The sequence below is a fragment of the Methylohalomonas lacus genome, assembly GCF_024808875.1.
In the GTDB taxonomy this organism is placed as follows: domain Bacteria; phylum Pseudomonadota; class Gammaproteobacteria; order Methylohalomonadales; family Methylohalomonadaceae; genus Methylohalomonas; species Methylohalomonas lacus.
Genome location: NZ_JANUCT010000009.1, coordinates 61,366 through 76,235, shown reverse-complemented (window position 1 = coordinate 76,235; position 14,870 = coordinate 61,366). Strand labels below are relative to the sequence as shown.

The 14,870-nt window shown below is 60.0% G+C and carries 12 protein-coding genes and 1 tRNA gene; 10 read left to right on the top strand and 3 right to left on the bottom strand.

The window, feature by feature from the left end; all coding sequences use genetic code 11:
• Positions 1 to 26: 26 nt before the first annotated feature.
• The 3 genes from J2T55_RS07810 to J2T55_RS07800 all read right to left on the bottom strand — a co-directional run bounded on the left by J2T55_RS07810 (position 27) and on the right by J2T55_RS07800 (position 2,093).
• On the bottom strand, positions 27 to 527 hold the full coding sequence (locus J2T55_RS07810; protein ID WP_310521980.1) for a phosphate-starvation-inducible PsiE family protein: 501 nt from the start codon (positions 525 to 527) through the stop codon (positions 27 to 29).
• Between the two features lie 60 nt (positions 528 to 587).
• Positions 588 to 1,058 carry a YbhB/YbcL family Raf kinase inhibitor-like protein gene (locus J2T55_RS07805; RefSeq protein ID WP_259055387.1) on the bottom strand — a complete coding sequence of 157 codons (471 nt, stop codon included), beginning with the start codon at positions 1,056 to 1,058 and terminating at the stop codon, positions 588 to 590.
• 111 nt (positions 1,059 to 1,169) lie between these two features.
• Positions 1,170 to 2,093, bottom strand: a complete 924-nt coding sequence (locus J2T55_RS07800; protein ID WP_259055386.1) for an acetamidase/formamidase family protein — start codon at positions 2,091 to 2,093, stop codon at positions 1,170 to 1,172.
• Positions 2,094 to 2,280: 187 nt separating this feature from the next.
• Here J2T55_RS07800 and J2T55_RS07795 point away from each other — a divergent pair, with 187 nt between their 5' ends.
• The 10 genes from J2T55_RS07795 (at position 2,281) to J2T55_RS07750 (ending at position 14,822) form a co-directional block, all read left to right on the top strand.
• Positions 2,281 to 6,810 (top strand): EAL domain-containing protein, encoded by a 4,530-nt coding sequence (locus J2T55_RS07795; protein ID WP_259055385.1) that lies wholly within the window; start codon positions 2,281 to 2,283, stop codon positions 6,808 to 6,810.
• Between the two features lie 159 nt (positions 6,811 to 6,969).
• Positions 6,970 to 7,046 (top strand) — tRNA-Val (locus J2T55_RS07790).
• A gap of 142 nt (positions 7,047 to 7,188) precedes the next feature.
• Positions 7,189 to 9,141: a threonine--tRNA ligase gene (thrS, locus tag J2T55_RS07785; RefSeq protein ID WP_259055384.1), complete on the top strand. Its 1,953-nt coding sequence runs from the start codon at positions 7,189 to 7,191 to the stop codon at positions 9,139 to 9,141.
• Complete coding sequence (gene infC, locus J2T55_RS07780) at positions 9,122 to 9,649, top strand: translation initiation factor IF-3 (RefSeq protein WP_259055430.1); 528 nt, start codon at positions 9,122 to 9,124, stop codon at positions 9,647 to 9,649. Before thrS ends, infC begins: the two co-directional genes overlap by 20 nt.
• A 122-nt stretch (positions 9,650 to 9,771) precedes the next feature.
• Complete coding sequence (gene rpmI, locus J2T55_RS07775) at positions 9,772 to 9,969, top strand: 50S ribosomal protein L35 (protein ID WP_259055383.1); 198 nt, start codon at positions 9,772 to 9,774, stop codon at positions 9,967 to 9,969.
• 135 nt (positions 9,970 to 10,104) lie between these two features.
• Positions 10,105 to 10,464, top strand: a complete 360-nt coding sequence (gene rplT, locus J2T55_RS07770; protein ID WP_259055381.1) for a 50S ribosomal protein L20 — start codon at positions 10,105 to 10,107, stop codon at positions 10,462 to 10,464.
• Positions 10,465 to 10,652: 188 nt separating this feature from the next.
• Positions 10,653 to 11,672, top strand: coding sequence for a phenylalanine--tRNA ligase subunit alpha (locus J2T55_RS07765; protein WP_259055380.1), 1,020 nt, complete (start codon positions 10,653 to 10,655; stop codon positions 11,670 to 11,672).
• A gap of 128 nt (positions 11,673 to 11,800) precedes the next feature.
• On the top strand, positions 11,801 to 14,170 hold the full coding sequence (gene pheT, locus J2T55_RS07760; RefSeq protein WP_259055379.1) for a phenylalanine--tRNA ligase subunit beta: 2,370 nt from the start codon (positions 11,801 to 11,803) through the stop codon (positions 14,168 to 14,170).
• Between the two features lie 15 nt (positions 14,171 to 14,185).
• Positions 14,186 to 14,488, top strand: coding sequence for an integration host factor subunit alpha (gene ihfA, locus J2T55_RS07755; protein WP_259055378.1), 303 nt, complete (start codon positions 14,186 to 14,188; stop codon positions 14,486 to 14,488).
• Entirely contained in the window at positions 14,466 to 14,822 is a 357-nt protein-coding gene (locus J2T55_RS07750) for a MerR family transcriptional regulator (RefSeq protein ID WP_259055377.1), read from the top strand. Before ihfA ends, J2T55_RS07750 begins: the two co-directional genes overlap by 23 nt.
• Positions 14,823 to 14,870 lie beyond the last annotated feature (48 nt).

The window sequence follows — 14,870 nt, the reverse complement described above, 5'->3', positions numbered from 1 at the left end:
CCGCTTATGATTGATTGGTTATGGTGTCATGAATTGTGACCCGGTCCGGTCTGTTCGCGTTTCTGATCGCGCTCGCAAACGAGCCAGTAGGTGCCGCCCAGGGCAATGGTCACCACACCCAGCGCCAGTAGCTGGTTGGCACTGATGACCTCCAGGTCCAGGATGATGAACTTGCGCGCCAGGGCCAGCAGCGCAATCAGCAATACCACCTTGGTCTGAATAATACTTTCTTCACGAGCCACCGAATAGAGGAGGGTGTGATTGAATTCGAGTGCAATCAGCACGGTCATGATATGGCCGAATATGCGCTGGAATATTTTGTGCTCAAGCGGATTGAGTGCACCGAAGACCAGACCGTTGATGACTTCGGCGCCGAGCCGAAACAGGGCGACCGCGATGATGAGGCTGGTCAACACGGTCAGAACCAGTGCGACCAGCGTCTCGAAGCGCTGGTTGAGCGTCAGCGCCTCCCAGCGCGGATTCATCTGCCGCCAGTAACGCCGACCGCGATCCAGTAGGTTTCGCATTGTCGTTTTACCCAGCGATTGCCTCTGTGTTTGCAGCTTGCTCCTGTGCTGGCCGATCGACTAGCGCTGATAGGTGCCGACCAGTTCCGTCTGTTCCAGTATATGCCCCTCCATGGTCTTTAACAGTTCTTCCTTACTCGGTTCACTGAGATCCGGCAATACGCGGTCCAGTGCATAGAGCTTGTGGAAATAGCGATGCCGCCCGGTCGGCGGGCAGGGGCCGCCATAGCCGACGCGCTTGAAATCATTGATGCCCTCGGCGGCACCGGTAGGCAGGGATTCGGCATCGATGCCGGCGGGCAGACCGGGTAGTTCCGGCGGTATGTTGTAGAGTACCCAGTGAACGAAGACCATCTCCGGGGCTGCCGGGTCCGGCGCGTCCGGGTCGTCGACGATCAGCGCCAGGCTCTTCGTGCCTGCCGGCAGATTCGACCAGGCGAGGTCCGGGGAAATGTCCTCGCCGTCGCAGGTGAACCGTTCCGGTATCGCGCCCTGGTGTTCAAAGGCGCCTGAAGCGAGTGTCATTGCCATGTGCTTGCCTCCTGTTGCTGCCTGACTGACATCAATATAACCGTCATTCGGGTCAGTTGGGCCATTGTTGCTTATTTGTATTGCGCTATATCGGGTCAGCAGGCCGGCGCTTCAACCCATGATGGCATTGGGAAAGTAGGCGGATACGAGCCAGTTGGGTGCATCGACGACCTCGCTGATGTGCAGGTCGGCACTGACGCTGGCCAGGCAATAGGCGTCTTCCGGCGCCATGCCGTGGCGCTGGCCGAGTACGTCAATCAGGCCGCGCACCGCATCGCGCGTGGCTGTCATCAGGTCGGGACCGATACCGGTAGTGACCAGGAATCCCTGGTCAGTCTCGCGGCGCAATGGCCCGGCCGGTACTTCGAGTTGCGGATAGGCGGGCGCGGCGCCCTTGAGCAGGTCGATTTGCAACTGGCAGGTCATGGGCGATTCGATGGCTGTGCCGCAGACCTCGCCGTCGCCCTGGGCGGCATGGGTATCGCCCACTGACAGCAGCGCCCCGGGGACTTCTACCGGCAGGATAACGCGACTGCCGGCGATGAGATCGCGACAGTCCATGTTGCCGCCGACCCGGCGCGGCGGAATGACGCTGTGCCGGCCGCTGGCCGCCGGGGCAACGCCGAGCGTCCCGATAAACGGCCGCAGGGGCAGGTGTACGCCGGGCAGAAACTCGATGGTGCGGTCATCATGGCGCGAGATGATGAGGTGGTGCTGCGGAAACGCGTCGGCGAGCAGGCCGAAGTCGGGCAGGACGCCGGTCCAGCCCCAGCCGCTGGTGGCCAGCCCGGTCACGGTCACGGCCAGCGCGTCACCGGGCGCGGCGCCATCGACGTAAACCGGCCCGGTCAACGGATTGGCGCGGCGGGTGTCATAGTCGCGGAACTGCGCCAGCGTCGATGCCGGCCCGATCTGGCCGCCTGAGGCCTCCTGGCAATTCAATTCCAGGGTTTCACCGGGCGCAATGTGGGCGACGGGCGGCTCATTATGGTCCCAGCCGAGGTGATGCTGATGAATGGTGGCGTGCGTCGGCATGATCTTCGTGCTCCAGGTGCAGGGCCATACTGGCAAAGTCGCGTTGCCCATTGCAATTGCCCAGTGTTGTTCAGGCTGCGGCTGAACTAGGCTGTGCGCGTAATTCCGGGTGAATGACAGTTGGTTGACCTTGGTGGTCGATTCGTTGTTTAGTAGCTCCACGGAGACACAACCAACTGGAGGGTCGGTGTCGGAGGGCTCAAAAAACCTGCAGCAGGCCGTCGGCCTGTTGGCCGAGGCATTGTCGCAAATGGACGATGCGGCCTGTTTCGATCGCCTGATTGCCAACCTAGCGCAGATCCTCGGTGCCAGCCATGTCCTGCTGGCCCAGATCGAGGCCGATCGCGCGCGCACGCTTACGGTCTGGTCGCACGGCCGGCGCCGGTCCGATTTCGATTACGCCCTGGCCGGGACACCCTGCGCCAATGTCTGTGCCAATAACGTCTGTCATTATCCCACGGCGGTACAACAATGGTTCCCGGACGATTCGCTGCTGCGCGAACTCGGCATCGAGGCCTATTGTGGCGCGCCGGTGTTCGCCGTCGACGGTCAGGTGCTCGGTTTTATCGCCGTGATGCACGAGGCGCCGCTGGCGCTGTTACCGACCGATGAATCCATCCTGACGATCGCCGCCGCGATTGCCGGCACCATTCTGGCACGCCAGCACGTCGAGCGCGCCATGCAGGCCAAGGACCAGCAGTTGGCCAACCTGCTGCGCAACCTGCCGGGCATGGCCTATCGCTGTCGCAATGACGAGTTGTGGACCACGCTTTTCGTCAGCGAAGCGGTTACCGAACTGGCCGGCTATGTCCCCGACGATTTAATCGACAATCGCCGTCTTGCCTTCGTTGACATCATTCATCCCGACGATCGCCAGTACGTTGCCGAAGACATCGCCGCGCAGCTGGCCGAGGGTGACAGTTTTCAGGTGACCTATCGCATCGTTACCGCAACGGGTGACGTGCGCTGGGTCTGGGAGCAGGGCCGCCGTGTTTCGGGCATGGATGGTGACAATGACTACCTGGATGGCTATATCGCCAACATTACACCGGTTATCGAAGCGCAACAGGAACGCGACCGGCTGCTGGAACTGGAGCAGAACGCCCGTGCCGAAGCCGAGGCCGCCCGGCATCAATTTCAGCAGCTGTTCGAATCCGCGCCGGGACTGTATCTGGTCCTGAAACCGGACGACTATCGCATCGTCGGTGTCAGCAATGCCTATCTTGAAGCCACCTATACCGAGCGCGAGGCTATCGTCGGCCGGACGCTGTTCGAGGTGTTTCCCGATCCGCCCGATGAGATGGATACCAATGGCGTCAGCAACATCAGCGCATCGCTCGAGCGGGTTCGTGCGAACAGGGTGGCCGACGCCATGGCGGTACAGCGCTACCCAGTCCGCCGCAACGATGGCGGTTTCGAGGATCATTACTGGAGTCCGCTCAATTCGCCGGTCCTGAATGTTGATGGCAGCCTGGCCTACATCATTCACCGGATCGAAGACGTTACCGAGTTCGTGCGCCTGAAGCAGCGCCGGGGTGAATGGCCGGATAGCAGTGCCGTCGTTACTGATCCGACAAGTCTGTCCGAGGCCGATATCGTTCAGCGCTCGCGTGATCTGCAGATTCTGAACGAGGAACTCAGGGCCAGCGAGTTGCGCTTCCAGTATACGGCACGAGCCGTCAGCGATGTTATCTGGGACTGGGACATCATGGCCGACGTGCACTGGTGGAGTGACGAGGCACAGAACCTATTCGGTTACAGCGATAGTGACATGAATAATGGTGTGGTCTCATGGGAGCAGCGCGTACACCCGGAAGACCGGAAACGCGTGCTTGGTTCCTTCCATGAGGTCGTACAAGGCGCCAGCGACTTCTGGCAGGCCGAATACCGTTTCCAGCGTCTGGACGGCAGCTTTGCCTATGTCTCGGACCGCGGTTATGTCATCCGTGACAACCAGAATCGGCCGGTGCGCATGGTCGGGGGTATTACCGACCTGAGCGAACGCAAGGACCATGAGCGTCGGCTTGTTGCTGCTAACCGGGCGCTGACTCTGATAAGCCGCTGCAACGCTGCGATCATCGATGCGGTTGATGAGCAGCAGTTGTTGCAGGCTATCTGTCAGCTGGCGGTGGACATCGGCGGCTACGCAATTGCCTGGGTGGGCTATGCCCAGGATGATGCCGAAAAGAGTGTCGCCATTCAGGCCAGTGCTGGTGAGACGAATGGTTTCCTGACGAATATTCGGCTGAGCTGGTCGGCCGAGGTTGATATCGGCCGTGGCGGCGTGGGTCAGTGCCTGCGTACGGGCGAGCCGGCGTTCTATCCCGATATCAGCAATGAACCCGCGTACGAGCCCTGGCGCGAATTGGCGCAAACCTACAACGTCCAGTCCGTGCTCGTGTTGCCGCTGAAGGACGAAACCCGGACGTTCGGTGTGCTGGTACTCAACCATTCCCAGGCTGTGGCGATAACCGCCGAGGAACGTGAGTTACTGCGGGAGCTGGCGGCCAACCTGGCTTTCGGTATTGGCAGTCTGCGCGATCGCTTCAACCAACAACGCATACTGGCAGCGATCAGCAAAACCGCGATGGCGGTATCGGCGCATGGCAGCCAGACGTATTTTAAACAGCTGGTCGGCAACATGGTCGATGCGCTCGGGGCACGTGCCGGCTTTATCGCCCGTTTCGAGGGACGGGACATGGAGCGGGCCATGATCATCGCCGCCTTCGCCGATGGTGAATTCCTCGATAATTTCGAGCACACAACAACCGGAACCCCGTGTGAGAACTATCACGAGCAGGGCGAGTGCGTGATTGATCAGGGACTCGCCGAACGCTATCCACAGGTGGCATTGATCGAGCGTTATCAGGCGCAGGCACACGTGGGCCGGCGCCTGGACGACAGTGCCGGCAATCCGTTGGGTATCCTGTTTCTCCTCTACAGCGAGCCACTTGATGCATCCGGTTTCGTGATTTCCGCATTGCGCATCTTTGCGGTCAGTGCCGCCGCCGAACTTGAGCGTGAGAAGAATTATGCGCAGATCATCAGCCAGGCGGTACTACTGGAGAATACCCGCGATACGATCGTGATGACCGATCTTGATGATCGCATCATTTCCTGGAACAAAGGCGCCGAACAGACCTATGGCTGGCGCGCGGAAGAAGCGATCGGCTGCGCTTATGATGAATTGTTGCAAATCAATCCGGCCCTGTATGACCAGGCCAAGCGCGAACTGGATCGCGATGGCTACTGGAAAGGAGAACTCGAGAAGACGAACAAGGCCGGCGAGAAGTTGATCATCGAGTCGCGTTGGACCCTGTCGAGCGAGAGCGGTGATGGATTATCGGCCATTCTGCACATAGGCACGGATATCACCCAGCGTAAGCGCGACGAAGCGCACATCAATCAGCTGGCCTTTTATGATGCGCTTACCGGATTGCCGAACCGATCGTTGTTCATGGATCGGCTGAAGCAGACGCTGGCAGCCGCACAACGCCAGGGACAGACTGTGGCGGTCATGTTTCTCGATCTCTCCCGGTTCAAGGAAATCAACGATACCCAGGGTCACGACATCGGTGATCTGGTGTTGATCGAGGTCGGCCGTCGCCTGCAGGACAACCTGCGTGAGGGCGAAACGCTGGCACGGCTTGGTGGCGATGAATTCATCGTCATTGCTGTCGACGTCGATCATAACAGGGCCGCACTGATTGCCGAGCGCCTGCAGAGAACGGTGCGTGCGCCGCTGCGGGTGGCCGGGGAAACGTTCGGACTCAGCGTCAGCATCGGTATTGCCTTTTATCCGCAGGATGCCTCGACGCCGGAAGAATTGCTCAAGCAGACTGATATTGCCATGTACCGCGCCAAGCACAGTGGCAGTGATCACTGTTTCTATCGTTCGGAGATGAGCGAGGAACTGGGCCAGCGCCTGGATCTGGCGCGCCGCTTTAGCAAAGCGCTCGACAACGGCGACCTGGAGCTGTATTACCAGCCGCAGGTCGACCTGCTTGGCGATACGGTGATCGGTATGGAGGCGCTGCTGCGCTGGCAGGATGAAACGCTTGGCTGGATCAGTCCGGACCAGTTCATTCCGCTGGCCGAGGAGCGCGGCATGATGAACGAGGTCGGTCAATGGGTGCTGACGCAGGCCTGCCGACAACTGGTGGACTGGCATGCCCAGGGCCTGGTTTTGCCGGGGCGCCTGGCTATCAATATTGCCGCCCAGCAGATTGGCGATCCCGATTTTATTGTTGATACTGAGCGCATTATCCAGGCGGCCGGCCTGCAGCCGTCGCAGTTCGAACTCGAGCTCACCGAAACCGGCATCATGATCGACCCTGAGCAGGCGATACGGATCACCCGGTCGCTGAAAGAGATGGGTTTTATTCTTGCTATCGATGATTTCGGTACTGGCTACTCCTCGCTGGCCTATCTGAAGCAGTTTGCCGCCGATATTCTCAAGATCGATATCTCGTTCGTGCGCGATATGTTGAACAGCAGTAATGACCGGGCCATCGTGACAACAATTATCGCCATGGCGAGCAGCCTGGATATGAAGACCTTGGCTGAGGGCGTCGAGACCGCCGAGCAGCGCCTGGCGCTGGCCAAGCTGGGTTGCGATCATGCACAGGGCTATTATTTTGGCGCCCCGGTGCCGGCCGGCGAATTCAGCCGCCTGTGGCTGGCGCCGGCGACCGATGCTGCAGGCAAGGGCTACTGACCGGCTGGCCGCAGTCGTTAGACGGTAAATTCTGCTTTGACCTGCCCGAGGGCGTGAGTATAATGCTCGGCCTCGAAAAGAGGCGCGTCGTAGCCTGAAATACCCGGCCGCGGCAGCGCCTAAGTGTCGCCGGAAAAGGCGAGCAAAGAATTAGACCATAGGCGTGTAGCTCAGCTGGTTAGAGCGCTACCTTGACATGGTAGAGGTCGTTGGTTCGAGTCCAATCACGCCTACCATTTTATATGCGCCAAAATATATCCATGTATTTTGGCGCGAATTCTCCGTAGCGCTTCAGCGCTGCGCCGCACCTCCTGTGCGGGTGAATAATGTAAATCCACACGTGACCCATTGTAGGGGCCACCACTGAGCGGAGCAGTCATGCCAGTTGTCACTCTTCCTGACGGCAGTCAGAAATCCTTTGATGATCCCGTAACCGTGATGCAGGTCGCCGAGAATATAGGTGCCGGCCTGGCGAAGGCGACGATCGCCGGTTACATCGACGACCAGCTGGTCGATGCCTGTGAAACCATCGACCACGACGCCCGGGTCCGCATCGTCACGGCGAAAGACGAGGCAGGGCTGGAGATCATCCGCCACTCGTTCGCGCACCTGATGGGCCACGCCATCAAGCAGCTGTACCCGGACGCGCAGATGGCCATCGGTCCGGTGATTGAGGAGGGCTTCTACTACGATATCGCCTACAAGCGGCCGTTCACACCCGAGGACGTCGAGGCGATCGAGGCACGCATGCGCGAACTGGTCGAGAAGGACTACGACGTCGTCCGCGAGGTGGTATCGAAGGAAAAAGCCCGTCAGACTTTCGCCGAGCGGGGTGAATCCTACAAGCTGCAGATCGTCGACGAGATCCCGGACGACGAGATCATCAAGCTGTACTATCACGAAGAATACACCGACATGTGCCGCGGTCCGCACGTGCCAAACACCCGTCATCTACGGCATTTCAAGCTGACCAAGCTGGCCGGCGCCTACTGGCGCGGCGACTCGAGCAACGAGATGCTGCAGCGGATTTACGGCACGGCCTGGGCAGACAAGAAATCGCTTAATGCCTATATCAAGCGTATTGAAGAGGCGGAAAAGCGCGATCACCGCAAGCTCGGCCGCAAGCTCGACCTGTTCCATTTCCAGGAAGAGGCGGTCGGCAATGTCTTTTGGCACGCCAAGGGCTGGACGCTCTATCGGCTCATCGAAAACTACCTGCGCGACAAACTGGATGCCGCCGGCTACGAGGAAGTGCGTACGCCGCAGCTGGTCGATCGCAGCCTGTGGGAGGCCTCGGGTCACTGGGACAAGTTCCGCCAGAACATGTTTACCGCCCATGCCCTGGACGAGGACCTGGCCATTGCCATCAAGCCTATGAACTGCCCCTGTCACGTGCAGATCTATAACCACGGCCTGAGGAGCTACCGTGACCTGCCGTTGCGCATGGCAGAGTTCGGCTCTTGCCACCGCTACGAGCCGTCGGGTTCGCTGCATGGTCTGATGCGGGTGCGTGCCTTCACCCAGGACGACGCCCATATATTCTGTACCGAGGACCAGATCACCGCCGAGACGCAGGCATTCTGCGAGCTGCTGCTGGAAGTCTATCGCGACTTCGGTTTCGAGGACGTGCGGGTGAAATTCTCCGACCGGCCCGAGGTGCGCGCCGGCGAGGACGCCGTCTGGGATCGCGCCGAAACCGCGCTGCGCGGCGCTGCCGAGGCCGCCGGCCTGGATGTGACCCTGAACCCGGGCGAGGGTGCCTTCTACGGGCCGAAGCTGGAGTTCGTGCTGACCGACGCCATCGGCCGCGACTGGCAGTGCGGCACCCTGCAGGTCGATTTCGTCCTGCCGGAGCGCCTCGACGCGGAATACGTCGCCGAATCCGGCGAGCGGGCGCGGCCGGTCATGCTGCACCGGGCGATCTTCGGCTCGTTCGAGCGTTTTATCGGCATCGTCATCGAACATTTCGCCGGATCGCTGCCGGTCTGGCTGGCGCCGGTGCAGGTTTCGGTGCTGGCACTGACCGAAAAACAGGCCGATTATGCCACTGAAGTCGCTAACACCCTGAAAAAACTAGGCTTCAGGGTGGAATCGGACTTGAGAAACGAAACGATCGGGCTTAAAATCCGCGAACACGCAATGCAGCGAATCCCGTATGTCCTCGTTGTCGGGGCGCGGGAAGCCGAAATGCAGTCAGTGGCCGTGCGTACGCGGGCGGGCGAGGACCTGGGCTCCATGTCACTGGAGGACTTCCGGGCGCGCCTCAATGCCGAGATAGCGTACCGCGGCCGTACTATTTTGGAACCGGAGGATACAACCTATCGCCATTGACAATAAGAAAACCCGTCTCAATGAAGACATCAACGCACCCGAGGTGCGGCTCATTGGTTCGGATGGAGAACAAGTCGGCATTATGTCGGCGCAGGAAGCGCTCAAGGTCGCCGAGGAAAGTGAACTGGATCTGGTCGAGATCGCACCCACGGCGAAACCGCCGGTCTGCCGGGTGATGGACTACGGCAAGTTTCTGTTTGATGAAAACAAGAAACTGCACGCGGCCAAGAAAAAGCAGAAGCAGATCCAGATCAAGGAAGTGAAGTTTCGGCCGGGCACGGACGAGGGTGATTACAACGTCAAGTTGCGTAACGCCATTCGTTTCCTGGAGCAGGGCGATAAGGTGAAGGTGACATTGCGGTTCCGGGGACGCGAGATGGCGCACCAGGAACTCGGTACGAAGATGTTGAAGCGTATTGAAGAGGATTTGTCGGAACTGAGTGCCGTTGAGCAGTTCCCGAAAATGGAAGGCCGGCAGATGGTGATGGTGCTGGCGCCCAGGAAATAACCTTAAACACCCTCTCCCCTTGCGGGAGAGGCTGGGGTGAGGGAGTAAACACCCCCACCTTGATCCTCCCCTTTCACGGGGGAGGAGAAAAATTGATTTTAAGACTGACACAGGTACCCAAAATGCCAAAGATGAAAACCGTAAAGAGCGCCGCCAAGCGCTTCAAGCGGACGGGCGGCGGCGGCTTCAAGCACCGGCAGTCATTCCGTTCGCACATGTCGACCCACAAGCCCGGCAAGCGCATGCAGCACCTGCGGCCGTTGCAGATGGTCGACCCGGTGGACGTGAAGTCCATCGAGAAGATGGTGCCGTATATTTGATTAAGGTGCGGCCTTTGGCCGCCACATTAAAAAAATCCCCCACCCTTACCCGCTTTTATGGGAACAGGGACCGAAAATCGGGGGCGTGTCCGTCAGGACACGAGCAGGTAACTACTAAAATCGAGGAAATGAATCATGCCAAGAGTTAAACGCGGCGTTAATGCCCACGCCAGGCACAAGAAAATTATCGATCAGGCCAAGGGCTATTATGGCCGGCGCAAGAACGTTTATCGGGTTGCCACCCAGGCGGTTACCAAGGCGGGCCAGTATGCCTACCGCGATCGCCGTACCAAGAAGCGCGAGTTTCGCGCGCTCTGGATCACGCGTATCAATGCCGCCGCACGTGAGTTCGGCTTGAGCTACAGCCGTTTCATGAACGGTTTGCAGAAAGCCGGTATTGACGTCGATCGCAAGGTGCTGGCGGATATCGCCGTGCATGACCGGCAGGCGTTTGGCCAGCTCGCTGAACAGGCCAAGACCTCTCTCGCCAGCTGACCGACTGACGCCAGGGTACTTCAGCAGAAGGGAAAGGTTTGCGCCTTTCCCTTTTTTGTTTGAATTAGTCGCAGTGCGACATTAAAAGCGTCATTGCGTAGAACGATAGTGACGAAGCAATCTCGAGGAGATCGCCGCGGTGCTTCGCGCCTCGCGACGACAGGATAATAAAGTAATCTGGACTGGAAATGACCGATCTGGAAGAACTAACCAGGGCCGCTACCGAGGCTGCCGCAGATGCCGGGGATCTGGCGACCCTCGACGACATCCGTGTCGAGTACCTGGGCAAGAAGGGCAAGCTCACCGAGCAGTTGAAGCAGCTCGGCAAGTTGCCGGAGGATGAACGCCCGGCCGCCGGCCAGCGTATCAACGAAGCCAAGCAGGCCGTGCAGCAAGCCATTGAAGCGCGCAAGCAGGCGCTGCAGGAAGCCGAGCTGCAACAGAAACTCGAATCCGAAAGTGTCGACGTCACCCTGCCGGGACGTGGCGAGCAACCCGGGGGTCTGCATCCGGTCACGCGCATCATGGATCGGGTACGGCGGCTGTTTGAGGGCATCGGCTTCGAGATGGCGCACGGTCCCGAGATCGAGGACGAATTTCATAATTTTGACGCGCTGAACATTCCTGCCAACCATCCGGCACGCGCCGACATGGACACATTTTATCTGCAGGACTTTCCGTTTTTGCTGCGCACGCATACCTCGCCGGTGCAGATCCGCAGCATGCGCGAGCAGGGTGCGCCTATTCGCATCATCGCCCAGGGCCGGGTCTACCGCTGTGACTACGATGTCACGCACACGCCCATGTTTCACCAGCTCGAGGGTCTGCTGGTGGACGAAAACGTCAGCATGGCGCATCTGAAAGGGATCCTGACGACTTTTCTGCAGGCGTTTTTCGAGCGCGACATCAAGGTGCGCTTTCGGCCATCGTATTTCCCGTTCGTCGAGCCGGGCGCCGAGGTCGATATCGGCTGCCTGTTCTGTGACGGCCATGGCTGCCGGGTCTGCAAGCAGACCGGCTGGCTGGAGATCCTCGGCTGCGGCATGGTGCATCCGAACGTGCTCAGCGCCTGCAATATCGATCCGGAACAATACACCGGCTGGGCCTTCGGCATGGGCATCGAACGACTCGGTATGCTGCGTTACGGCATCAACGACATCCGGCTGAATTTCGAGAACGATTTGAGGTTTCTGGAACAGTTTAGGTAGTGAGTGGTAAACGATGATGGGTAAATGACACATGAGTAGCGGCAGAGGCCAATCACTATTCACCATTCGTTATTCACCTTCGCAGAAATCGCATGAACAGTTTAATAACTGGATAAGTATGAGAAACAATGAAGATTAGCCTCAACTGGTTAAGGGAATTCGTCGACGTACCGGTCGGCGCTGATACGCTGGCGGAGCAACTGAGCCTGATCGGCCTTGAGGTTGCGGCGGTCGAGTCGGTGCATCCGGGCTTTGCGGGCGTGGTTGTTGCGGAGGTTGAAGCCGTCGCGCCGCATCCCGATGCCGACAAGCTGCGGGTTTGCCAGGTCAATGCCGGCACCGGCGAGTCGCTGCAGATCGTCTGCGGTGCCGGGAACGTGACGGCGGGCATGAAAGCGCCGCTCATCCAGGTCGGCGGCAAGCTGCCGGACGGCACGGCCATCAAGGCTTCGAAGCTGCGTGGTGTCGCATCCCAGGGCATGCTGTGCTCGGCGGTGGAACTGGGACTGGCCGACGAGGCCGATGGGCTCTGGGTGCTGCCGGATGACGCGCAACCGGGCACGCAGCTGGATGCGTTGCTGCAGCTCGACGATACGGTGATCGAGATCGAGTTGACGCCGAACCGCGGCGATTGCGCGAGCGTGCTTGGTGTCGCGCGTGAAATCAGCGCCTTGTTCGACCGGCCCCTGCAGAACGCCGAGCCGGCTGCGGTGACGCCGGTACATGATGACGTCGTGCCGGTGGCGCTGGCGGCCGCGGCCGACTGCCCGCGTTTCCTCGGCCGCGTGGTCCGCGGTATCGACCCGCAGGCGGCCTCGCCACTGTGGCTGCAGGAGCGTCTGCGCCGTGCCGGTATCCGGCCGATCAGCGTCGCCGTCGATGTCACCCAGTACGTCATGCTCGAATACGGCCAGCCCCTGCATGCCTACGATCTTGCCGAATTGCATGGCCGCATTACGCCGCGCCGCGCGGCGGTCGCCGAGACGCTGATTCTGCTCGATGGCCAGAGTGTGGCCCTGGATGAGGATTTCCTGGTCATCGCCGACGAGCAGCGTGCGCTGGGCCTGGCCGGCGTCATGGGCGGCGCCGACTCAGCGGTTGCGGACACGACGGCGGATGTCTACCTGGAATGCGCCTGGTTCAGCCCGGCGGTTATCAGCGGCCGCGGCCGGCGGCTGGGGCTGCAGACCGACGCCAGCTATCGTTTCGAGCGCGGCGTCGACCCGCAGGGTCAGCGCCGCGCCATTGAGCGTGCCACCCGGCTGCTAATCGATATTGCCGGCGGCCAGCCGGGACCGGTCGACGAGTCGGTTGAGCCATCACAGCTGCCGACGGCCGGCCCGGTGACGTTACGGCGCGAACGTCTCGGCCGGTTGCTCGGGCTGGATATCCCGGACGCGACGGTGGCGGGCATCCTGGAGCGTCTCGGCATGACAGTCGCCGCGACGGCGACGGGCTGGACGGTAACGCCGCCGGGTTACCGGTTCGATATTGCCATCGAACCGGACCTCATCGAGGAGGTCATCCGCATCCATGGCTATGATCGCATCGAGGCCCAGCATTACCCCCTGCCGCAGGTCATGAAGCGGGAACCAGAACAGCCGGCCAACCTGAGCCGGCCGCGCGAGGTGCTGGTCCAGCGTGGCTATCAGGAGGCCATCACCTACAGCTTCGGCGATGCCGACCTGCAGACGGCACTGTGCGGCGAGCCGGGCCTGGCGCTGGCCAACCCGATTACCAGTGACATGAGTCACATGCGCCTGAGCCTGTGGCCGGGGCTCCTGCAGGCGCTGGGCTACAATCGCAAGCGCCAGCAGGCGCGCATACGACTATTCGAGACGGGTCTGAGGTTCTTCCTTCAGGATAATGAAATCCAGCAGGAAAGTGTCATCGCCGGTGTGGCCTACGGCGGCCGCTATCCGGTCCAATGGGGCCTGGAGAGCCGGCCGCTGGATTTTGCCGACCTGCGCAATGACGTCGAGGCGTTGCTGGCCCTGGGCAGTGACGACTGGCAACTGCACCCGGCCAGCCACCCGGCCCTGCACCCCGGTCAGAGTGCCGGGATTTTTATTGAAAATCAGATGGTTGGAATGCTCGGTGCGTTGCATCCCGGGCATCAGAAACGCCTCGACCTGAACCGGCCGGCGTGGCTGTTCGAGATCCGGCTGGATGCGATCGGTCGCGAAACTGTGCCCAAGTTCCGTGAACTATCGCGATATCCGAGTGTCCGTCGTGATCTGGCGCTATTGGTGCCGACCGGAGTTACGGCGCAGGCGGTGCTGGATTGTATTGGCGATAATGTACCCGATGTGCTAAATAAGCTAGAGTTGTTTGATGTATATCAAGGCGAAGGTATTGATTCGGGGCAAAAAAGTCTGGCGGTAGGCTTGACCTTTCAGAAATCTTCGAGCACTCTTACCGATAGCGAGGTCGATGCTCATGTCGACAGGGTGATAACCGCCCTGAATCAAGCCTTTGGCGCAGAATTGAGAGAATAATAAAGGAATTTTTAGATGGCCCTGACGAAAGCTGAAATGGCTGAACGGCTCTACGAGGAGCTTGGGCTCAATAAGCGCGAGGCTAAGGAAATCGTCGAGATGTTCTTCGAAGAAATCCGCGCAGCGCTGGAATCCGGCAACCAGGTCAAATTGTCCGGCTTTGGCAATTTCGATTTGCGGGACAAGAACCAGCGTCCCGGTCGCAACCCGAAAACCGGTGAAGAGATTCCAATAAGTGCCCGACGAGTCGTTACTTTTCGCCCGGGTCAGAAACTGAAAGCGCGCGTGGAAGCCTATGCTGGAAGCATCGAACAATAGCGAATTACCGGCCATTCCCGGCAAGCGCTACTTCACGATCGGTGAAGTCAGTGAGCTGTGCCTGGTGAAGCCGCACGTGTTGCGTTACTGGGAACAGGAATTCCCGCAGTTGAAGCCGTTGAAGCGGCGCGGCAACCGCCGTTACTACCAGCGCCACGATGTCATCCTGATCCGCCAGATCCGCAGTCTGCTTTACGAGCAGGGCTTCACCATCGGTGGTGCGCGCCAGCGTCTGTCCGGCGATCAGGCCAAGGACGATTCCAACCAGAGTCAGCAGATCATCAAGCAATTGCGGACCGAGCTCGAGGACGTGCTCGAGATCCTGCGGCGCTGACGCCGGCTTTATTAATCGCTTCAATCCGGCGTTGCGAGCCTTCCCTCG